Annotated in this window: 20 protein-coding genes and 3 tRNA genes; all 23 read left to right on the top strand. The window is 55.5% G+C overall.

The features are described from left to right. The first annotated feature begins 15 nt into the window (after positions 1-15). The 23 genes from LAB08_RS27450 (at position 16) to rpsC (ending at position 21147) form a co-directional block, all read left to right on the top strand. Positions 16-89: transfer RNA gene (locus LAB08_RS27450), tRNA-Gly, on the top strand. 26 nt (positions 90-115) lie between these two features. Then, positions 116-191, top strand: a tRNA-Thr gene (locus LAB08_RS27445). A gap of 171 nt (positions 192-362) precedes the next feature. Beyond that, positions 363-438, top strand: a tRNA-Trp gene (locus LAB08_RS27440). Positions 439-483: 45 nt separating this feature from the next. Next, positions 484-852: a preprotein translocase subunit SecE gene (gene secE / locus LAB08_RS27435; protein WP_007896620.1), complete on the top strand. Its 369-nt coding sequence runs from the start codon at positions 484-486 to the stop codon at positions 850-852. 9 nt (positions 853-861) lie between these two features. Continuing rightward, a complete protein-coding gene (nusG, locus tag LAB08_RS27430) occupies positions 862-1395 on the top strand; it encodes a transcription termination/antitermination protein NusG (protein WP_007957598.1) in 534 nt (177 codons plus the stop codon). Between the two features lie 117 nt (positions 1396-1512). Beyond that, entirely contained in the window at positions 1513-1944 is a 432-nt protein-coding gene (gene rplK, locus LAB08_RS27425) for a 50S ribosomal protein L11 (protein WP_007933726.1), read from the top strand. Further along, positions 1944-2639: a 50S ribosomal protein L1 gene (gene rplA / locus LAB08_RS27420; RefSeq protein ID WP_003186095.1), complete on the top strand. Its 696-nt coding sequence runs from the start codon at positions 1944-1946 to the stop codon at positions 2637-2639. The genes rplK and rplA overlap by 1 nt, the downstream gene beginning before the upstream one ends. 198 nt (positions 2640-2837) lie before the next feature. Beyond that, on the top strand, positions 2838-3338 hold the full coding sequence (gene rplJ / locus LAB08_RS27415; protein WP_007970413.1) for a 50S ribosomal protein L10: 501 nt from the start codon (positions 2838-2840) through the stop codon (positions 3336-3338). 75 nt (positions 3339-3413) lie between these two features. Continuing rightward, positions 3414-3779: a 50S ribosomal protein L7/L12 gene (gene rplL / locus LAB08_RS27410; RefSeq protein ID WP_007970414.1), complete on the top strand. Its 366-nt coding sequence runs from the start codon at positions 3414-3416 to the stop codon at positions 3777-3779. A gap of 220 nt (positions 3780-3999) precedes the next feature. Continuing rightward, positions 4000-8073, top strand: coding sequence for a DNA-directed RNA polymerase subunit beta (gene rpoB, locus LAB08_RS27405; protein ID WP_008018199.1), 4074 nt, complete (start codon positions 4000-4002; stop codon positions 8071-8073). Positions 8074-8137: 64 nt separating this feature from the next. After that, positions 8138-12337 (top strand): DNA-directed RNA polymerase subunit beta', encoded by a 4200-nt coding sequence (gene rpoC, locus LAB08_RS27400; protein ID WP_096514757.1) that lies wholly within the window; start codon positions 8138-8140, stop codon positions 12335-12337. A 216-nt stretch (positions 12338-12553) separates the two neighbouring features. Continuing rightward, a complete protein-coding gene (gene rpsL / locus LAB08_RS27395; protein WP_003186084.1) occupies positions 12554-12925 on the top strand; it encodes a 30S ribosomal protein S12 in 372 nt (123 codons plus the stop codon). Positions 12926-13044: 119 nt separating this feature from the next. Next, positions 13045-13515 carry a 30S ribosomal protein S7 gene (gene rpsG, locus LAB08_RS27390; RefSeq protein WP_002555493.1) on the top strand — a complete coding sequence of 157 codons (471 nt, stop codon included), beginning with the start codon at positions 13045-13047 and terminating at the stop codon, positions 13513-13515. A gap of 30 nt (positions 13516-13545) precedes the next feature. Continuing rightward, complete coding sequence (gene fusA / locus LAB08_RS27385) at positions 13546-15651, top strand: elongation factor G (protein ID WP_046815908.1); 2106 nt, start codon at positions 13546-13548, stop codon at positions 15649-15651. A 30-nt stretch (positions 15652-15681) separates the two neighbouring features. Continuing rightward, the gene (gene tuf, locus LAB08_RS27380; RefSeq protein WP_008018195.1) at positions 15682-16875 is read left to right on the top strand and encodes an elongation factor Tu; all 1194 of its coding nucleotides are present in this window, start codon (positions 15682-15684) and stop codon (positions 16873-16875) included. Between the two features lie 158 nt (positions 16876-17033). After that, entirely contained in the window at positions 17034-17345 is a 312-nt protein-coding gene (gene rpsJ, locus LAB08_RS27375) for a 30S ribosomal protein S10 (RefSeq protein ID WP_003186070.1), read from the top strand. Between the two features lie 80 nt (positions 17346-17425). Beyond that, positions 17426-18061 carry a 50S ribosomal protein L3 gene (rplC, locus tag LAB08_RS27370; RefSeq protein WP_003186059.1) on the top strand — a complete coding sequence of 212 codons (636 nt, stop codon included), beginning with the start codon at positions 17426-17428 and terminating at the stop codon, positions 18059-18061. A 12-nt stretch (positions 18062-18073) separates the two neighbouring features. After that, entirely contained in the window at positions 18074-18676 is a 603-nt protein-coding gene (gene rplD / locus LAB08_RS27365) for a 50S ribosomal protein L4 (protein ID WP_007924200.1), read from the top strand. Then, a complete protein-coding gene (gene rplW / locus LAB08_RS27360; protein ID WP_002555488.1) occupies positions 18673-18972 on the top strand; it encodes a 50S ribosomal protein L23 in 300 nt (99 codons plus the stop codon). The genes rplD and rplW overlap by 4 nt, the downstream gene beginning before the upstream one ends. Positions 18973-18986: 14 nt before the next feature. Continuing rightward, positions 18987-19811, top strand: a complete 825-nt coding sequence (gene rplB / locus LAB08_RS27355; RefSeq protein WP_003186055.1) for a 50S ribosomal protein L2 — start codon at positions 18987-18989, stop codon at positions 19809-19811. A gap of 16 nt (positions 19812-19827) precedes the next feature. Beyond that, on the top strand, positions 19828-20103 hold the full coding sequence (gene rpsS / locus LAB08_RS27350) for a 30S ribosomal protein S19 (RefSeq protein WP_002555486.1): 276 nt from the start codon (positions 19828-19830) through the stop codon (positions 20101-20103). A gap of 11 nt (positions 20104-20114) precedes the next feature. Then, a complete protein-coding gene (gene rplV / locus LAB08_RS27345) occupies positions 20115-20447 on the top strand; it encodes a 50S ribosomal protein L22 (RefSeq protein ID WP_003103908.1) in 333 nt (110 codons plus the stop codon). Positions 20448-20460: 13 nt separating this feature from the next. Beyond that, entirely contained in the window at positions 20461-21147 is a 687-nt protein-coding gene (gene rpsC, locus LAB08_RS27340; protein WP_007970424.1) for a 30S ribosomal protein S3, read from the top strand. Positions 21148-21149 lie beyond the last annotated feature (2 nt).

Below are 21149 nucleotides of genomic sequence, written 5' to 3'. Positions count from 1 at the left end.
AGAGCTGTAAGCCTCGCGGGTATAGTTTAGTGGTAGAACCTCAGCCTTCCAAGCTGATGATGCGGGTTCGATTCCCGCTACCCGCTCCAAGTTTACAGGTTTTGCACGGCGTTACGCTCTTGTAGCTCAGTTGGTAGAGCACACCCTTGGTAAGGGTGAGGTCAGCGGTTCAAATCCGCTCAAGAGCTCCATACAAAAGGCAGATATGAAAATATCTGCCTTTGTTTTAGGCGGCTACGGCTGCGCCTCATCGCGGTTTGAGGGCGACTGCCCTCGTAGATGTTGGTGTTTAGTCGGGTTGTCTAGCAAGTGGTTGTAAAGTCTTTTTCAGGTCTGCATAATGGTCGGCCTGATTTTGTTTTAGGTCAGTAGCTCAATTGGCAGAGCGACGGTCTCCAAAACCGTAGGTTGGGGGTTCGATTCCCTCCTGACCTGCCAGATTCACTAGGTGTGTCTGGCTTTCTTTTCACAGGATCTTCATAGATGACTCCTAAAGCTGAAGCTCAAGGCTCTCGCTTCGATCTGCTCAAGTGGCTAGTAGTAGTTGCTTTGGTGGTTGTTGGCGTTGTTGGCAATCAGTATTACTCTGCTTCGCCGATCCTGTACCGCGTGCTCGCTTTGCTTGTGATTGCTGCTGTAGCTGCCTTTGTAGGCCTGCAGACAGTTAAGGGCAAGTCTTTCTTTGTACTGGTTAAGGAAGCGCGCACAGAAATTCGTAAAGTCGTATGGCCAACTCGCCAAGAAACCACGCAGACCACGTTGATCGTTGTGGCTGTTGTCCTGGTTATGGCGTTGCTGTTGTGGGGGCTTGATTCCCTGCTCGGCTGGCTTGTTTCCTTGATCGTCGGCTAAGGGTGTCCCGTGGCTAAGCGTTGGTATGTAGTGCATGCTTACTCCGGTTACGAGAAGCATGTCATGCGCTCGTTGATTGAGCGCGTAAAGCTGGCTGGCATGGAAGATGGCTTCGGCGAGATTCTGGTTCCCACTGAAGAAGTGGTTGAAATGCGTAATGGCCAGAAGCGCAAGAGCGAGCGCAAATTCTTCCCGGGTTATGTGCTGGTTCAGATGGATATGAACGAGGGTACTTGGCACTTGGTCAAGGATACTCCTCGAGTGATGGGGTTCATCGGTGGAACTGCCGATAAACCTGCGCCGATCACTGATAAAGAAGCGGAAGCAATTCTGCGTCGCGTCGCCGATGGTAGCGATAAGCCGAAGCCGAAGACTCTGTTTGAGCCGGGTGAGACGGTGCGCGTCAATGACGGTCCGTTCGCTGACTTTAACGGTGTTGTCGAAGAAGTTAACTACGAAAAGAGCCGGATCCAAGTGGCTGTGCTCATTTTCGGTCGCTCTACTCCGGTAGAGTTGGAGTTCAGTCAGGTCGAAAAGGTCTAGCTGAGCAAGCATCCCAACCCCGCAGCCATAGGCTGTGGGGTTTTGTCGTCACTGGGATAAACGCGCAAGTAACCGGGGAGCCTTTCGAGGCGTTTGAACCCGTAATTGGAGTGCCTCATGGCCAAGAAGATTACCGCTTACATCAAGCTGCAAGTGAAGGCCGCTCAGGCTAACCCAAGCCCACCTGTTGGTCCTGCTCTGGGTCAGCACGGCGTGAACATCATGGAATTCTGCAAGGCTTTCAACGCCCGTACTCAGGGTCTTGAGCCAGGTCTGCCGACTCCAGTGATCATCACTGTCTACAGCGACCGTAGCTTCACTTTCGAAACCAAATCCACCCCTGCTTCGGTTCTGCTGAAGAAGGCGGCCGGTCTGACCAGCGGTTCCGCTCGTCCGAACACCGTTAAGGTTGGCACCGTGACTCGTGCTCAGCTGGAAGAAATCGCGAAAACCAAAAACGCGGATCTGACTGCAGCTGATATGGAAGCAGCCGTGCGTACTATCGCCGGTTCTGCTCGTAGCATGGGCCTTAACGTGGAGGGTGTGTAATGGCTAAGCTGACCAAGCGTCAAAAGGCTATCGCCGGCAAAATCGAAGCAGGCAAGGCCTACAACTTTGTAGACGCCGCTGCTTTGCTGGCCGAGCTGTCGACTGTCAAGTTCAGCGAGTCGTTCGACGTAGCTGTAAACCTGGGTGTTGACCCGCGTAAATCCGACCAGGTCGTTCGTAGCGCTACCGTGCTGCCACACGGCACTGGCAAGACTGTTCGCGTTGCCGTGTTCACCCAGGGTCCAGCTGCTGAAGCCGCTCTGGCTGCCGGCGCTGACCGCGTAGGTATGGATGACCTGGCTGCCGAAATGAAAGGCGGCGACCTGAACTATGACGTAGTGATTGCATCCCCGGATGCAATGCGCGTTGTGGGTCAGTTGGGTCAGATCCTCGGTCCACGTGGCCTGATGCCTAACCCTAAAGTCGGCACCGTAACTCCAGACGTAGCTACCGCGGTTAAAAACGCCAAAGCTGGTCAGGTTCGTTATCGCACCGACAAAAACGGCATCATCCACACTTCCGTTGGCAAGATCGGCTTCGACGCCGTCAAGCTGAAGGAAAACGTTGAAGCCCTGATCGCTGATCTGAAGCGTATCAAGCCAGCTTCCTCGAAAGGCATTTACGTCAAGCGCGTTACCCTGAGCACCACTATGGGCCCAGGTCTGGTCATCGACCAAAGCTCGCTCGACGCGTAAGACACAGATTGGCGCAAGCGATTGCGCCAATTGAAAAATTGGGGTCCCTGCCTGGCGGGGGCTATCCAAGACCGTAGGCGACGCAAGTCTTAAACCTCAAGCCTACGCAGATGGTGCTCCCGGTTCCTTACCGAATCAGACACCAAAACGACATCCGGTTTCGACCAGATGAAACGGTAACAAGCAGGAGTTAAACCCGTGGCAATTAAACTCGAAGACAAGAAGGCCATCGTCGCTGAAGTCAACGAGGCTGCCAAAGTCGCTCTGTCCGCTGTCGTGGCTGATGCCCGTGGCGTAACAGTAGGCGCGATGACCGGACTCCGTAAAGAGGCTCGTGAAGCTGGCGTTTACGTACGTGTTGTACGTAACACCCTGCTCAAGCGCGCTGTTGCTGACACTGAATTCAGTGTCCTCAACGACGTGTTCACTGGCCCTACCCTGATTGCGTTCTCCAAGGAACATCCAGGCGCTGCTGCCCGGATCTTCAAGGAATTCGCAAAGGGTCAGGACAAGTTCGAGATCAAGGCAGCTGCGTTCGAGGGCAAGTTCCTCGCAGCTAACCAAATCGACGTACTGGCAACTCTGCCGACCCGTGACGAAGCAATTTCTCAGCTGATGAGCGTGATTCAAGGCGCTACCAGCAAATTGGCTCGTACTCTGGCGGCAATTCGCGACCAGAAAGAAGCTGCTGCAGCCTAAGGCTCGTCAACTTCTCGCGTTTTTTGTTTTTTTCGATGGTCGCGTAGGCCGTCCCCAATATCAGGAATTAGATTCATGTCTATCTCTCAGAACGATATCCTTGAAGCAGTTGGCAACATGTCCGTAATGGAAGTTGTTGAGCTGATCAAAGCTTTCGAAGAAAAATTCGGTGTTACCGCTGCTGCTGCATCGGCTGGTCCAGCTGTTGCTGCTGCCGTTGCTGAAGAGCAAACCGAATTCAACGTCATGCTGACCGAAGCTGGCGAGAAGAAAGTTAACGTGATCAAGGCTGTACGTGAACTGACCGGTCTGGGCTTGAAAGAAGCCAAGGCTGTAGTTGACGGCGCACCTGCCATGGTTCTGGAAGCTGTTGCCAAAGACGCAGCTGACAAAGCCAAAGCAGCTCTGGAAGAAGCAGGCGCTAAAGTCGAGCTGAAGTAAGCATCGACTTTGCTCCTCCAGCCCGAGCGTTAAGCGACAGGCTGATGGCTGGTGGCTCTTGCCACCGGCCTTTTTCCGTTATTGGCAGCCGACTGGGTCGGTGCTGATAACGTGCTGTAACCACCCGATGCGGTGGCGCAAACCATGGGGTTTGCACGATTTTCTGGCTGCTCCCGTCGGGAGGGGCCAAACAAGCAGGTGACCAAGCTGGGGAACGCTGATGGCTTACTCATATACTGAGAAAAAACGTATCCGCAAGGACTTTAGCAAGTTGCCGGACGTCATGGATGTGCCGTACCTCCTGGCCATCCAGCTGGATTCGTATCGTGAATTCTTGCAAGCGGGAGCGACTAAAGATCAGTTCCGCGACGTGGGCCTGCATGCGGCCTTCAAATCCGTTTTCCCGATCATCAGCTACTCCGGCAATGCTGCGCTGGAGTACGTCGGATATCGTCTGGGCGAACCGGCATTTGATGTCAAAGAATGCGTATTGCGCGGTGTAACTTACGCCGTACCTTTGCGGGTAAAAGTGCGCCTGATCATTTTCGACAAAGAATCGTCGAACAAAGCGATCAAGGACATCAAAGAGCAAGAAGTCTACATGGGTGAAATCCCCCTGATGACTGAAAACGGTACCTTCGTAATCAACGGTACCGAGCGTGTAATCGTTTCCCAGCTGCACCGTTCCCCGGGCGTGTTCTTCGACCACGACCGTGGCAAGACGCACAGCTCCGGCAAACTGCTGTACTCCGCGCGCATCATTCCTTACCGCGGTTCGTGGCTGGACTTCGAGTTCGACCCGAAAGACTGCGTATTCGTGCGTATCGACCGTCGTCGCAAGCTGCCTGCCTCGGTACTGCTGCGCGCGCTGGGCTATACCACTGAAGAAGTGCTGGACGCGTTCTATACCACCAACGTATTCCACGTGAAGGGCGAGACCCTGAGCCTGGAGCTGGTGCCTCAGCGCCTGCGCGGTGAAATCGCTGTCCTCGATATTCAGGATGACAAAGGCAAGGTTATTGTCGAGCAAGGTCGTCGTATCACCGCTCGCCACATCAACCAGCTGGAAAAAGCCGGGATCAAAGAGCTGGATGTGCCTCTGGACTACGTCCTGGGTCGCACAACCGCCAAGGTCATCGTGCATCCGGCAACCGGCGAAATCCTGGCAGAGTGCAACACCGAGCTGAACACCGAGATCCTGGCGAAAATTGCCAAGGCCGGCGTTGTTCGCATCGAAACTCTGTACACCAACGATATCGACTGCGGTCCGTTCGTCTCCGACACCTTGAAGATCGACTCCACCAGCAACCAACTGGAAGCGCTGGTCGAGATCTATCGCATGATGCGTCCTGGCGAGCCGCCAACCAAAGACGCTGCCGAGACCCTGTTCAACAACCTGTTCTTCAGCCCTGAGCGCTATGACCTGTCTGCGGTCGGCCGGATGAAGTTCAACCGTCGTATCGGTCGTACCGAGATCGAAGGTTCGGGCGTGCTGTGCAAGGAAGACATCGTCGCGGTACTGAAGACCCTGGTCGACATCCGTAACGGTAAAGGCATCGTCGATGACATCGACCACCTGGGTAACCGTCGTGTTCGCTGCGTAGGCGAAATGGCCGAGAACCAGTTCCGCGTTGGCCTGGTACGTGTTGAGCGTGCGGTCAAAGAGCGTCTGTCGATGGCTGAAAGCGAAGGCCTGATGCCGCAAGACCTGATCAACGCCAAGCCAGTGGCTGCGGCGGTGAAAGAGTTCTTCGGTTCCAGCCAGCTGTCCCAGTTCATGGACCAGAACAACCCGCTGTCCGAGATCACCCACAAGCGTCGTGTTTCTGCACTCGGCCCAGGCGGTTTGACTCGTGAGCGCGCGGGCTTTGAAGTTCGTGACGTACACCCGACTCACTACGGTCGCGTATGCCCGATTGAAACGCCGGAAGGCCCGAACATCGGTCTGATCAACTCCCTGGCCGCCTATGCGCGCACCAACCAGTACGGTTTCCTCGAGAGCCCGTACCGCGTGGTGAAAGACGCTCTGGTCACCGATGAGATCGTGTTCCTGTCCGCCATCGAAGAAGCCGATCACGTGATCGCTCAGGCTTCGGCCACGATGAACGACAAGAAAGTCCTGATCGACGAGCTGGTAGCTGTTCGTCACCTGAACGAATTCACCGTCAAGGCGCCGGAAGACGTCACCTTGATGGACGTTTCGCCGAAGCAGGTAGTTTCGGTTGCTGCGTCGCTGATTCCGTTCCTCGAGCACGACGACGCCAACCGTGCGTTGATGGGTTCGAACATGCAGCGTCAAGCTGTACCGACCCTGCGTGCTGACAAGCCGCTGGTAGGTACCGGCATGGAGCGTAACGTAGCCCGTGACTCCGGCGTTTGCGTCGTGGCTCGTCGTGGCGGCGTGATCGACTCCGTCGACGCCAGCCGTATCGTGGTTCGTGTTGCCGATGACGAAGTTGAAACCGGTGAAGCCGGTGTCGACATCTACAACCTGACCAAATACACCCGCTCCAACCAGAACACCTGCATCAACCAGCGTCCGCTGGTGCGTAAGGGTGATCGGGTTCAGCGTAGCGACATCATGGCCGACGGCCCGTCCACCGACATGGGTGAACTGGCGCTGGGTCAGAACATGCGCATCGCGTTCATGGCATGGAACGGCTTCAACTTCGAAGACTCCATCTGCCTGTCCGAGCGTGTGGTTCAGGAAGACCGCTTCACCACGATCCACATCCAGGAACTGACCTGTGTGGCGCGTGACACCAAGCTTGGCCCAGAGGAAATCACTGCGGACATCCCGAACGTGGGTGAAGCTGCACTGAACAAGCTGGACGAAGCCGGTATCGTTTACGTAGGTGCTGAAGTTGGCGCAGGCGACATCCTGGTTGGTAAGGTCACTCCGAAAGGCGAGACTCAGCTGACTCCGGAAGAAAAACTGCTGCGTGCGATCTTCGGTGAAAAAGCCAGCGACGTTAAAGACACTTCCCTGCGTGTACCTACCGGTACCAAAGGTACTGTCATCGACGTACAGGTCTTCACCCGCGACGGCGTTGAGCGTGACGCTCGTGCCCTGTCGATCGAGAAGTCCCAGCTGGACGAGATCCGCAAGGACCTGAACGAAGAGTTCCGCATCGTTGAAGGCGCTACTTTCGAACGTCTGCGCTCCGCCCTGGTCGGCCACAAAGCCGAAGGTGGTGCCGGTCTGAAGAAAGGCCAGGACATCACCGACGAAGTGCTCGACGGTCTTGAGCACGGCCAGTGGTTCAAACTGCGCATGGCTGAAGATGCTCTGAACGAGCAGCTCGAGAAGGCTCAGGCCTACATCGTTGATCGTCGCCGTCTGCTGGACGACAAGTTCGAAGACAAGAAGCGCAAACTGCAGCAGGGCGATGACCTGGCTCCAGGCGTGCTGAAAATCGTCAAGGTTTACCTGGCAATCCGTCGTCGCATCCAGCCGGGCGACAAGATGGCCGGTCGTCACGGTAACAAAGGTGTGGTCTCCGTGATCATGCCGGTTGAAGACATGCCGCACGATGCCAATGGCACCCCGGTCGACGTAGTCCTCAACCCATTGGGCGTACCTTCGCGTATGAACGTCGGTCAGATCCTTGAAACCCACCTGGGCCTCGCGGCCAAAGGGCTGGGCGAGAAGATCAACCGTATGGTTGAAGAGCAGCGCAAAGTTGCCGAGCTGCGTAAATTCCTGCACGAGATCTATAACGAGATCGGCGGTCGTCAGGAAAGCCTCGATGACTTCTCGGACCAGGAAATCCTGGATCTGGCTCAAAACCTGCGTGGCGGCGTTCCAATGGCCACTCCAGTGTTCGACGGCGCCAAGGAAAGCGAAATCAAGGCCATGCTGAAACTGGCTGACCTGCCAGAAAGCGGCCAGATGCAGCTGACTGACGGCCGTACCGGCAACAAGTTCGAGCGCCCGGTTACCGTTGGCTACATGTACATGCTGAAGCTGAACCACTTGGTAGACGACAAGATGCACGCTCGTTCTACCGGTTCGTACAGCCTGGTTACCCAGCAACCGCTGGGTGGTAAGGCGCAGTTCGGTGGTCAGCGTTTCGGGGAGATGGAGGTCTGGGCACTGGAAGCATACGGTGCTGCTTACACTCTGCAAGAAATGCTCACAGTGAAGTCGGACGATGTGAACGGCCGGACCAAGATGTACAAAAACATCGTGGACGGCGATCACCGTATGGAGCCGGGCATGCCCGAGTCCTTCAACGTGTTGATCAAGGAAATTCGTTCCCTCGGCATCGATATCGATCTGGAAACCGAATAACACGTGACGCGAATCGAGAGCGGGGCAGGATTGCCCGCTCTCTGCTCCGCCAGGAGGAAAGGCCTTGAAAGACCTACTGAATTTGCTGAAAAACCAGGGTCAAGTCGAAGAGTTCGACGCCATCCGTATCGGATTGGCATCGCCTGAGATGATCCGTTCGTGGTCGTTCGGTGAAGTTAAAAAGCCGGAAACCATCAACTACCGTACGTTCAAACCTGAACGTGACGGCCTGTTCTGCGCCAAAATCTTTGGCCCGGTAAAAGATTACGAGTGCCTGTGCGGTAAGTACAAGCGCTTGAAGCACCGTGGTGTAATCTGCGAGAAGTGCGGCGTTGAAGTCGCGCTGGCAAAAGTTCGTCGTGAGCGCATGGCACACATCGAACTGGCCTCGCCGGTTGCCCACATCTGGTTCCTGAAATCGCTGCCGTCCCGTATCGGCTTGCTGATGGACATGACCCTGCGTGATATCGAACGCGTTCTCTACTTCGAGAGCTACGTCGTTATCGATCCAGGCATGACCACCCTTGAAAAAGGTCAGCTGCTGAACGATGAGCAGTACTTCGAAGCGCTGGAAGAGTTTGGCGACGATTTCGATGCCCGCATGGGTGCCGAAGCTGTCCGCGAACTGCTGCACGCTATCGACCTGGAACACGAGATTGGCCGTCTGCGTGAAGAGATTCCGCAAACCAACTCCGAAACCAAGATCAAGAAGCTGTCCAAGCGTCTGAAGTTGATGGAAGCCTTCCAGGGTTCCGGCAACCTCCCAGAGTGGATGGTGCTGACCGTTCTGCCGGTTCTGCCGCCAGATCTGCGTCCACTGGTCCCATTGGATGGCGGTCGTTTCGCGACTTCCGACCTCAACGACCTGTATCGTCGAGTGATCAACCGTAACAACCGCTTGAAGCGCCTGCTGGATCTGTCCGCTCCGGACATCATCGTGCGCAACGAAAAGCGTATGTTGCAGGAAGCCGTCGACGCACTGCTCGACAACGGTCGTCGTGGCCGCGCTATCACCGGTTCCAACAAGCGTCCTCTGAAATCCCTGGCTGACATGATCAAGGGTAAGCAAGGTCGTTTCCGTCAGAACTTGCTCGGTAAGCGTGTTGACTACTCCGGTCGTTCGGTAATTACCGTAGGTCCGACCTTGCGTCTGCACCAGTGCGGTCTGCCGAAGAAAATGGCTCTCGAGCTGTTCAAGCCGTTCATTTTCGGCAAGCTCGAAATGCGTGGTCTCGCGACCACCATCAAAGCTGCCAAGAAGATGGTCGAGCGCGAGCTGCCGGAAGTTTGGGACGTTCTCGCTGAAGTGATCCGCGAACACCCGGTCCTCCTCAACCGTGCACCGACCCTTCACCGTCTGGGTATCCAGGCGTTTGAACCGGTACTGATCGAAGGTAAGGCTATTCAGCTGCACCCGCTGGTCTGCGCCGCGTACAACGCCGACTTCGACGGCGACCAAATGGCCGTGCACGTACCGCTGACGCTGGAAGCCCAGCTCGAAGCGCGTGCGTTGATGATGTCGACCAACAACATTCTGTCGCCAGCCAACGGTGAGCCAATCATCGTTCCGTCGCAGGACGTTGTATTGGGTCTGTACTACATGACGCGTGAAGCGATCAACGCCAAGGGCGAAGGTCGTGTGTTCGCGGATCTGCAAGAAGTTGACCGTGTGTTCCGTGCTGGCGAAGCCGCACTGCACGCCAAGGTCAAAGTGCGGATCAACGAAACCGTCAACGACCGTGATGGCGGCAGCGTGACCAACACCCGTATCGTCGACACTACTGTCGGCCGTGCGCTGTTGTTCCAGGTTGTGCCGAAAGGTCTGTCGTACGACGTCGTCAACCTGCCGATGAAGAAAAAGGCGATCTCCAAACTGATCAACCAGTGCTACCGCGTGGTTGGTCTGAAAGAGACCGTGATCTTCGCTGACCAGTTGATGTACACCGGTTTTGCCTATTCGACCATTTCCGGCGTTTCCATCGGTGTTAACGACTTCGTTATCCCGGATGAAAAAGCCCGCATCATCGGTACTGCTACCGACGAAGTGAAAGAGATCGAAAGTCAGTACGCCTCCGGCCTGGTAACCCAGGGCGAGAAGTACAACAAAGTGATCGACCTTTGGTCCAAGGCGAACGACGAAGTTTCCAAGGCGATGATGGCCAACCTCTCGAAAGAGAAAGTCATCGACCGTCATGGCGTCGAAGTCGACCAGGAATCCTTCAACTCGATGTACATGATGGCTGACTCGGGCGCACGGGGTTCTGCTGCGCAGATCCGTCAGCTCGCCGGTATGCGTGGCCTGATGGCCAAGCCGGACGGCTCCATCATCGAAACGCCGATTACTGCGAACTTCCGTGAAGGTTTGAGCGTACTTCAGTACTTCATCTCCACTCACGGTGCTCGTAAAGGTCTGGCGGATACCGCGTTGAAAACCGCTAACTCCGGTTACCTGACTCGTCGTCTGGTAGACGTGGCACAAGATCTGGTTGTAACCGAGATCGATTGCGGCACCGAGCACGGCCTGCTGATGACTCCGCACATTGAAGGCGGCGACGTTGTAGAGCCGCTGGGTGAGCGCGTATTGGGTCGTGTTATCGCCCGTGACGTATTCAAGCCAGGTACCGAGGACGTTATCGTTCCTGCTGGCACCCTGGTAGACGAGAAGTGGGTCGAGTTCATCGAGCTGAACAGCATCGACGAAGTGATCGTGCGTTCGCCGATCAGCTGCGAAACCCGCTACGGCATTTGCGCCAAGTGCTACGGCCGCGATCTGGCTCGTGGTCACCAGGTGAACATCGGTGAAGCGGTCGGCGTTATCGCTGCCCAGTCCATCGGTGAGCCGGGTACCCAGCTGACGATGCGTACGTTCCACATCGGCGGTGCGGCAAGCCGGACCTCCGCAGCCGACAGCGTTCAGGTGAAGAATGGCGGTACCGTCCGTCTGCATAACCTGAAGCACGTTGAGCGAGTGGATGGTCACCTGGTTGCTGTGTCCCGTTCCGGTGAGCTGGCCATCGCTGATGACTTCGGTCGTGAGCGTGAGCGTTACAAGCTGCCGTACGGTGCTGTGATTTCGGTTAAAGAAGGTGACAAGGTCGACGCTGGCGCAATCGTGGCCAAGTGGGATCCGCACACTCACCCGATCGTTACCGAAATGAAAGGTACCGTGACCTACGTGGGCATGGAAGAAGGCATCACGATCAAGCGTCAGACTGACGAATTGACCGGTATGACCAACATTGAAGTACTCGACGCCAAAGACCGTCCAGCTGCCGGTAAGGACATCCGTCCTGCTGTGAAGATGGTCGACGACAACGGCAAGGATCTGTTGCTGCCAGGCACTGATGTTATCGCTCAGTACTTCCTGCCAGCCAACGCCCTGGTCGGTGTAGCGGACGGTGCGAAAATTGCGATCGGTGATGTTATCGCTCGTATTCCGCAAGAAACTTCGAAGACCCGTGACATCACCGGTGGTCTGCCGCGTGTTGCCGACTTGTTCGAAGCCCGTCGTCCGAAAGAAGCCTCGATTCTGGCTGAAGTCAGCGGCACCATCGCGTTCGGTAAAGAGACCAAGGGCAAGCGCCGTCTGGTGATCACCCCGAACGACGGTAGCGATCCGTACGAAGAGCTGATTCCGAAGTGGCGTCACCTGAACGTGTTCGAAGGCGAACAGGTAAACCGCGGCGAAGTTATCTCCGACGGTCCGAGCGATCCACACGACATCCTGCGTCTGCTGGGTGTGAGTGCGCTGGCCAAGTACATCGTTAACGAGATCCAGGACGTTTATCGTCTGCAAGGCGTGAAGATCAACGACAAGCACATCGAGACCATTCTGCGTCAGATGCTGCGTAAAGTTGAAATCGCTGAATCCGGCGATTCCAGTTTCATCAAGGGCGACCAGATGGAATTGACTCACGTTCTGGTAGAGAACGAGCGTTTGAGCGGCGAGGACAAGTTTGTCTCCAAGTTCACTCGCGTTCTGCTGGGTATCACCAAGGCGTCGTTGTCCACCGAATCGTTCATCTCGGCGGCTTCCTTCCAGGAAACCACCCGTGTACTGACCGAAGCGGCGGTAACCGGCAAGCGCGACTACCTGCGCGGCCTGAAAGAAAACGTGGTCGTGGGTCGTCTGATCCCGGCTGGTACCGGTCTGGCTTATCACAGCGAGCGTAAGCGTCGCCGTGATGCAGACAAACCGTTGCGCGTAAGCGCCAGTGAAGTGGAAGCTGCACTGACCGAAGCGCTGAACTCGAGCGGTAACTGAGTTCTGCGGTAAATGAGCGTAAGGCCCTGGTCGCTCCGTTCATCGAATCGAGACAAATTGTCGAGGTTGGATGAGCGGGGAGGGCGGGGCCTTGCCTTGACTGGGGGCAAGATCCTCTTTAGACTCTTGTACCCCTAAATTTGGCGGGGATTCGTTCCTGCCATTTTGCTTTTCTTGCAAGACAATAGCGTCGCAAGACAACAGTGGAGCTAGTAGATGGCAACTATCAACCAGCTGGTACGTCAGCCGCGTAAGCGTATCGTCGAGAAATCCGACGTGCCTGCGCTGCAGAACTGCCCGCAACGTCGTGGCGTGTGCACCCGCGTGTACACCACCACGCCGAAAAAACCTAACTCGGCACTGCGTAAAGTATGCCGTGTGCGCCTGACCAACGGTTTCGAGGTTTCCTCGTACATCGGTGGTGAAGGTCACAACCTGCAAGAGCACAGCGTGGTACTGATCCGCGGCGGTCGTGTAAAAGACTTGCCAGGTGTTCGTTACCACACCGTTCGCGGTTCTTTGGATACTTCCGGCGTTAAAGGTCGTAACCAGGGTCGTTCGAAGTACGGTACCAAGCGTCCGAAGTAATGGCCGCTTGCTGCAAAAAACTGATTTCTATTTTTCTGAGTCGATAAGAGTAAGGTCGGAGGCGTCCCGTAGAGGGCACCGATTCCGAGCGAACCTGAAGACCGTTTGAGGGCTTATCCATGCCAAGAAGACGCGTAGCAGCCAAGCGCGAAGTGCTTGACGATCCAAAATACGGAAGCCAGATCCTGGCCAAGTTCATGAACCACGTAATGGAAAGCGGCAAGAAAGCCGTTGCCGAGCGTATCGTTTATGGCGCGCTGGAAAAGGTTAAAGAACGCAAGAACAGCGACCCCCTGGAAATCTTCGAGAAAGCTCTCGACGCCATCGCTCCGCTGGTCGAAGTAAAGTCGCGCCGTGTAGGCGGTGCTACTTACCAGGTTCCGGTTGAAGTTCGTCCGTCCCGTCGTAACGCTCTGGCAATGCGCTGGTTGGTAGACTTCGCCCGTAAGCGCGGCGAGAAGTCTATGGCTCTGCGTTTGGCTGGCGAACTGTTGGACGCTGCCGAAGGTAAAGGTGCTGCAGTTAAGAAGCGTGAAGACGTGCACCGTATGGCTGAAGCTAACAAAGCTTTCTCGCACTACCGCTTCTAATTTTAGCGTCACTAATTTTGCGAGGGCTTTATGGCTCGTACTACACCGATTAATCGCTACCGTAACATTGGTATCGTTGCTCACGTGGATGCTGGTAAAACCACCACCACCGAGCGCGTCCTTTTTTACACCGGCAAAAGTCACAAGATGGGCGAGGTGCATGACGGCGCCGCGACCACAGACTGGATGGTGCAGGAGCAGGAGCGTGGTATTACCATTACTTCTGCTGCTATTACCGCCTTCTGGCAGGGTTCTGCGAAGCAGCACAAAGACCAATACCGCTTCAACGTTATTGACACCCCGGGCCACGTTGACTTCACCATTGAAGTTGAGCGTTCCCTGCGTGTACTCGACGGCGCGGTCGTTGTGTTCTGTGGTACTTCGGGTGTTGAGCCTCAGTCCGAAACCGTATGGCGTCAAGCCAACAAGTACGGCGTTCCACGTATCGTTTACGTGAACAAGATGGACCGTGCCGGTGCGAACTTCCTGCGCGTGATCGCTCAGATCAAGCAGCGCCTGGGTCACACTCCGGTGCCGATCCAGTTGGCTATCGGTTCCGAAGACAACTTCCAGGGTCAGATCGATCTGATGACCATGGAAGCGGTTTACTGGAACGATGCTGACAAGGGCATGACTCCACGTCGCGAAGCTATCCCTGCTGAACTGCAGGAATTGGCTGAAGAGTGGCGCAGCAACATGGTTGAGGCTGCGGCCGAAGCCAGCGAAGAGCTGATGAACAAGTACCTCGAAGGCGAAGAGCTCTCCATCGAGGAAATCAAGGCCGCTCTGCGTCAGCGTACCATCGCTGGTGAGATCGTTCTGGCTGTTTGCGGTTCTTCCTTCAAGAACAAGGGTGTTCCCCTGGTTCTCGACGCCGTTATCGACTACCTGCCGGCTCCTACCGACATTCCTGCCATCAAGGGTACTGACCCGGATGACGAGGAAAAGCAAATGGAGCGTCATGCAGACGACAATGAGCCGTTCTCGGCTCTGGCGTTCAAGATCGCTACCGACCCATTCGTGGGTACCTTGACCTTCGTCCGTGTTTACTCGGGCGTGTTGGCCTCCGGCGACGGCGTGATCAACTCGGTTAAAGGCAAGAAAGAGCGCGTGGGTCGTATGGTGCAAATGCACGCAAACGCCCGTGAAGAAATCAAGGAAGTACGCGCTGGCGACATCGCGGCCTTGATCGGCATGAAGGACGTCACCACTGGCGAAACTTTGTGCAACGCTGACAAGCCAATCATCCTGGTTCGCATGGACTTCCCGGAGCCGGTTATTTCGGTTGCCGTTGAGCCAAAGACCAAGGATGACCAGGAAAAAATGGGTATCGCACTGGGCAAACTTGCTCAGGAAGACCCGTCTTTCCGCGTCAAGACTGATGAAGAGACTGGTCAAACGATCATCTCCGGCATGGGCGAGCTGCACCTGGACATCCTGGTTGACCGGATGCGCCGTGAGTTCAACGTCGAAGCCAACATCGGTAAGCCTCAGGTTTCCTATCGTGAGCGCATCACGAAGAGCTGCGAAATCGAAGGCAAGTTCGTTCGTCAGTCCGGTGGTCGTGGCCAGTTCGGTCATTGCTGGATCCGTTTTGCACCTGCTGACGAAGGTCAGGAAGGTCTGCAATTCCTGAACGAAGTAGTGGGTGGTGTGGTTCCTAAGGAATACATCCCGGCTATCCAGAAGGGTATCGAAGAGCAGATGAAGAACGGCGTTGTTGCCGGCTATCCGCTGATCGGCCTGAAGGCTACCGTGTTTGATGGTTCTTACCACGACGTCGACTCGAACGAGATGGCGTTTAAGGTGGCTGCTTCCATGGCGACCAAGCAACTGGCCCAGAAGGGCGGTGGTGAGTTGCTCGAGCCGATCATGGCGGTAGAGGTTGTTACGCCTGAAGACTATATGGGTGACGTGATGGGCGACCTTAACCGTCGTCGCGGCATGATTCTGGGTATGGAAGATACGGTTTCCGGTAAGGTTATCCGTGCTGAAGTTCCGTTGGGCGAGATGTTCGGTTATGCGACCGACGTTCGTTCGATGTCCCAGGGTCGCGCAAGCTACTCTATGGAATTCAAAAAATACAATACGGCTCCGTCGCACATCGTCGAAACCGTTACCAAAAAACAAGGCTGATTCAGTCCTTTAGGCAAGGAGTTAATTGTCGTGGCTAAAGAAAAATTTGATCGTTCCCTACCGCACGTCAACGTTGGCACCATCGGTCACGTTGACCACGGTAAAACCACTCTGACCGCTGCTCTGACTCGCGTCTGCTCCGAAGTTTTCGGTTCGGCCGTAGTTGAATTCGACAAGATCGACAGCGCGCCAGAAGAAAAGGCTCGTGGTATCACCATCAATACCGCGCACGTCGAGTACAACTCGAACATTCGTCACTACGCTCACGTTGACTGCCCAGGTCACGCTGACTACGTGAAGAACATGATCACCGGTGCTGCCCAGATGGACGGCGCGATCCTGGTTTGCTCGGCCGCTGATGGTCCGATGCCACAAACCCGTGAGCACATCCTGCTGTCCCGCCAGGTAGGCGTTCCGTACATCGTGGTTTTCCTGAACAAGGCTGACCTGGTAGACGACGCTGAGCTGCTGGAACTGGTTGAGATGGAAGTTCGCGACCTGCTGTCCACCTACGACTTCCCAGGCGACGACACCCCGATCATCATCGGTTCGGCTCGTATGGCTCTGGAAGGCAAAGACGATAACGAAATGGGCACCAGCGCTGTTCGCAAGCTGGTTGAAACTCTGGATACCTACATCCCAGAGCCAGAGCGTGCTATCGACAAGCCATTCCTGATGCCAATCGAAGACGTATTCTCGATCTCGGGTCGTGGTACTGTTGTGACTGGTCGTATCGAGCGCGGTATCGTTCGCGTTCAAGATGCACTGGAAATCGTTGGTCTGCGTGACACCACCACCACCACCTGCACCGGTGTTGAGATGTTCCGCAAGCTGCTCGACGAAGGTCGTGCTGGCGAGAACTGCGGCGTTCTGCTGCGTGGTACCAAGCGTGACGACGTTGAGCGTGGCCAGGTTCTGGTTAAGCCAGGTTCGGTTAAGCCGCACACCAAGTTCACCGCAGAAGTTTACGTTCTGAGCAAGGAAGAAGGCGGCCGTCACACTCCGTTCTTCAAAGGCTACCGTCCACAGTTCTACTTCCGTACTACTGACGTGACCGGTAACTGCGAACTGCCAGAAGGCGTTGAAATGGTAATGCCAGGTGACAACATTCAGATGACTGTTACCCTGATCAAAACCATCGCAATGGAAGACGGTCTGCGCTTCGCTATCCGTGAAGGCGGCCGTACCGTTGGTGCTGGCGTTGTAGCTAAAATCATCGAGTAAGCTTCTCTTTTGAGATAGCTTCGATGCTTTGAAAAGGCCCCCGCTCAGCGGGGGCTTTTTTATTGGGTTGACACCTATCTGGGGCGTCTATAGAATTGCGCCTCCTTTTAACGGGCGTATTGCGCCCGGTGGGAATAGCAGCCGGAGTCTGAAATCCAATGCAAAATCAGCAAATCCGTATCAGGTTGAAGGCTTTCGACCATCGCCTGATCGACCAATCAACCCAGGAAATCGTGGAAACCGCGAAACGTACTGGTGCTCAAGTGCGTGGTCCAATTCCACTGCCTACCCGTAAAGAGCGGTTCACCGTTCTGGTCTCCCCGCACGTCAACAAAGACGCGCGTGACCAGTACGAGATCCGTACTCATAAGCGCGTTCTGGACATCGTCCAGCCAACGGATAAAACCGTTGATGCACTTATGAAGCTTGATCTTGCGGCCGGTGTGGAAGTGCAGATCAGCCTCGGCTAAGACTCGGTCTTAGTCGTGTAACGCTCTGAAATGGGCGGCCATAGCGGGTGAAAGCCCCGTACACTCATGAGGTTTACAACATGACTATTGGTGTAGTCGGTCGTAAATGCGGTATGACCCGTATTTTCACCGAAGAAGGTGTCTCCATTCCGGTCACGGTCATTGAGATCGAGCCGAATCGCGTCACCCAGTTCAAAACTGAAGAGACCGATGGCTATCGTGCAGTGCAAGTCACTGTCGGCGAGCGTCGCGCTTCGCGTGTAACAGCAGCTCAGGCTGGCCACTTCGCCAAGGCGAACGTTGCCGCTGGTCGTACCGTAATGGAATTCCGCCTTGAAGAAGGCGAGTACCAGGCCGGCGATCTGATCAACGCTGAAATCTTCGCCGCTGGTCAACTGGTTGATGTAACCGGTCAGTCCAAGGGTAAAGGCTTCCAGGGTACGATCAAGCGTTGGAACTTCCGCGGGCAAGATAACACCCACGGTAACTCCGTATCCCACCGCGTTCCAGGCTCTATCGGCCAGTGCCAGACTCCTGGTCGTGTATTCAAGGGCAAAAAAATGTCCGGTCATATGGGCGCTGAGCGCGTGACCGTGCAGTCCCTCGAAGTAGTGCGCGTGGACGCTGAACGCAATCTGTTGTTGGTCAAGGGCGCTGTTCCTGGCGCTACTGGCGGCAACTTGGTTGTACGTCCAGCAGCCAAGGCTCGCGGTTAAGGGGAAGCTGACATGCAATTAAATGTAAATGACGCTCAAGCGATCGAAGTTTCCGAACTGACATTTGGCGGCGAATTCAACGAGACGCTGGTTCACCAAGCAGTCGTGGCCTACATGGCTGGCGGCCGTCAAGGTAGCAAGCAGCAAAAGACCCGTTCCGACGTTTCTGGTGGCGGTAAGCGCCCATGGCGTCAGAAAGGTACTGGCCGTGCTCGTGCCGGTACTATCCGTAGCCCAATCTGGCGTGGCGGCGGTACCACTTTCGCAGCTCGTCCTCAGGATCACTCCCAGAAGCTGAACAAGAAGATGTATCGCGCAGCAATGCGTTCCATCCTTGCTGAGCTGGTGCGTACTGATCGTCTGGTCGTGGTTCAGGATTTCGCTGTTGAAACGCCGAAAACCAAAGACCTGCTGGGCAAGCTGAACAACATGAGCCTGACCGACGTTCTGATCGTGTCGGACGCTGTTGATCAGAATCTGTACCTGGCTGCTCGCAACCTGCCGCACGTAGATGTACGTGATGTGCAAGGTTCCGATCCAGTTAGTCTGATCGCATACGACAAGGTGTTGATCACCGTGTCGGCCGTGAAGAAATTCGAGGAGCTGCTGGGATGAACCAGGAACGCGTATTTAAAGTTCTGCTTGGCCCGCACGTTTCCGAGAAGGCTACGGTTCTGGCAGACAAGAAAGGCCAGTTCGTTTTCAAGGTTGCTACTGATGCAACCAAGCTGGAAATCAAGAAGGCCGTCGAAAGCCTGTTCAGCGTGAAAGTAGAGCGTGTAACTACCCTGAATGTTCTGGGTAAGAGCAAGCGCACTGCTCGCGGTCTGGGCAAGCGTAATGACTGGAAGAAGGCAGTTATCTCCCTTCAGCCAGGCCAAGATCTCGATTTCAGCAGCAGTGCTGAGTAAGGAAGGGGTGCATCATGGCAATCGTTAAATGCAAACCGACTTCCCCTGGCCGCCGTTTTGTGGTCAAGGTGGTCAACCAGGAGCTGCATAAAGGCGCTCCTCACGCACCGCTGCTCGAGAAGAAATCGAAGTCTGGTGGTCGTAACAACAATGGCCGTATTACCACTCGTCACATCGGTGGTGGTCATAAGCAGCATTATCGTCTGGTCGACTTCCGTCGCAACGACAAAGATGGCATCGCTGCCACTGTCGAGCGTATCGAATACGATCCAAACCGTACTGCTCACATCGCTCTGCTGCTGTACGCAGATGGCGAGCGTCGCTACATCATCGCCCCTAAAGGCGTGAGTGCTGGCGACCAGCTGATCGCAGGTGCTCTGGCACCGATCAAGCCGGGCAACGCTCTGCAACTGCGTAACATTCCAGTTGGTAGCACCGTACACGGCATCGAATTGAAGCCAGGTAAAGGCGCTCAGATCGCTCGTTCCGCTGGTGCTTCGGCTCAGCTGATCGCTCGTGAAGGTGTCTACGTGACCCTGCGTCTGCGTTCTGGTGAGATGCGTAAAGTGCTGGCTGAATGCCGTGCGACCCTGGGCGAAGTCTCGAACTCCGAGCACAGCCTGCGTTCGCTGGGTAAAGCTGGTGCCAAACGCTGGCGTGGCGTTCGCCCAACCGTTCGTGGTGTTGCCATGAACCCGGTTGACCACCCACATGGTGGTGGTGAAGGTCGTACCTCTGGTGGTCGTCATCCGGTATCGCCATGGGGCTTCCCGACTAAGGGCGCGAAGACTCGTGGTAATAAGCGTACCGACAAAATGATCGTCCGTCGTCGCAAGTAAATAGAGGGATACGACAGTGCCACGTTCTCTGAAAAAAGGTCCTTTTATCGATCTTCACCTACTGAAGAAGATCGAAGTGGCGGCGGAAAAGAACGATCGCAAACCAGTTAAAACCTGGTCGCGTCGTTCGATGATCCTGCCACAAATGGTCGGTCTGACCATCGCAGTACACAACGGTCGTCAGCACGTCCCAGTTCTCGTGAACGAAGACATGGTCGGCCACAAACTGGGCGAGTTCGCCGGTACCCGCACTTATCGCGGGCACGTGGCAGACAAGAAAGCCAAGCGTTAAGGGGTTAGGAAATGGAAGTAGCCGCTAAGTTGTCGGGCGCTCGAATCTCCGCCCAGAAAGCCCGCTTGGTCGCCGACCAGATCCGCGGGAAGAAGGTGGGCGAAGCGCTCAACCTGTTGGCTTTCAGCAGTAAGAAAGCCGCCGAGATCATGAAGAAAGTGCTGGAGTCGGCCGTAGCCAACGCCGAGCATAACGAAGGCGCAGACGTTGATGACCTGAAGGTCAGCACCGTTTTCGTTAACGAAGGGCGTTCGCTGAAGCGCATCATGCCACGTGCCAAAGGCCGTGCTGATCGCATCGTCAAGCGGTCTTGCCATATCACTGTCAAGGTTGCTGACAAGTAACGGAGTCGAAGAGATGGGTCAGAAAGTACATCCCATTGGCATTCGCCTGGGAATCGTCAAGGAGCACACCTCCGTCTGGTACGCAGACGGTCGGACTTATGCGGACTATTTGCTCGCAGATCTGAATGTGCGTGAGTATCTCCAAGACAAACTAAAAAGCGCGTCCGTAAGCCGTATCGATATCCATCGTCCGGCCCAAACTGCACGCATCACCATCCACACCGCTCGTCCAGGTATCGTTATCGGGAAGAAAGGTGAAGATGTTGAGAAACTGCGTCAGGACCTGACCAAGCAAATGGGTGTGCCTGTGCACATCAATATCGAAGAGATCCGCAAGCCGGAACTCGACGGTATGCTGGTTGCGCAGAGCGTAGCTCAGCAGCTGGAGCGTCGCGTAATGTTCCGTCGCGCTATGAAGCGCGCTGTACAGAACGCCATGCGCATTGGTGCCAAAGGCATCAAAATCCAAGTGAGCGGTCGTCTCGGCGGTGCTGAAATCGCACGTACTGAATGGTATCGCGAAGGTCGTGTGCCATTGCACACCCTGCGTGCCGACATCGACTATGCCAACTACGAAGCTCACACCACTTACGGTGTGATCGGTGTAAAGGTTTGGATCTTCAAAGGCGAAGTAATTGGTGGTCGCCAAGAAGAACTGAAACCACAAGCACCAGCGCCTCGTAAAAAAGCTGCTAAGTAAGG

Origin of the sequence: Pseudomonas izuensis, from assembly GCF_002356535.2 — a bacterium.
Lineage (GTDB): Bacteria > Pseudomonadota > Gammaproteobacteria > Pseudomonadales > Pseudomonadaceae > Aquipseudomonas > Aquipseudomonas izuensis.
Note: the sequence above shows the minus strand (reverse complement) of the source record. Positions and strands in the feature narration are given on the sequence as shown.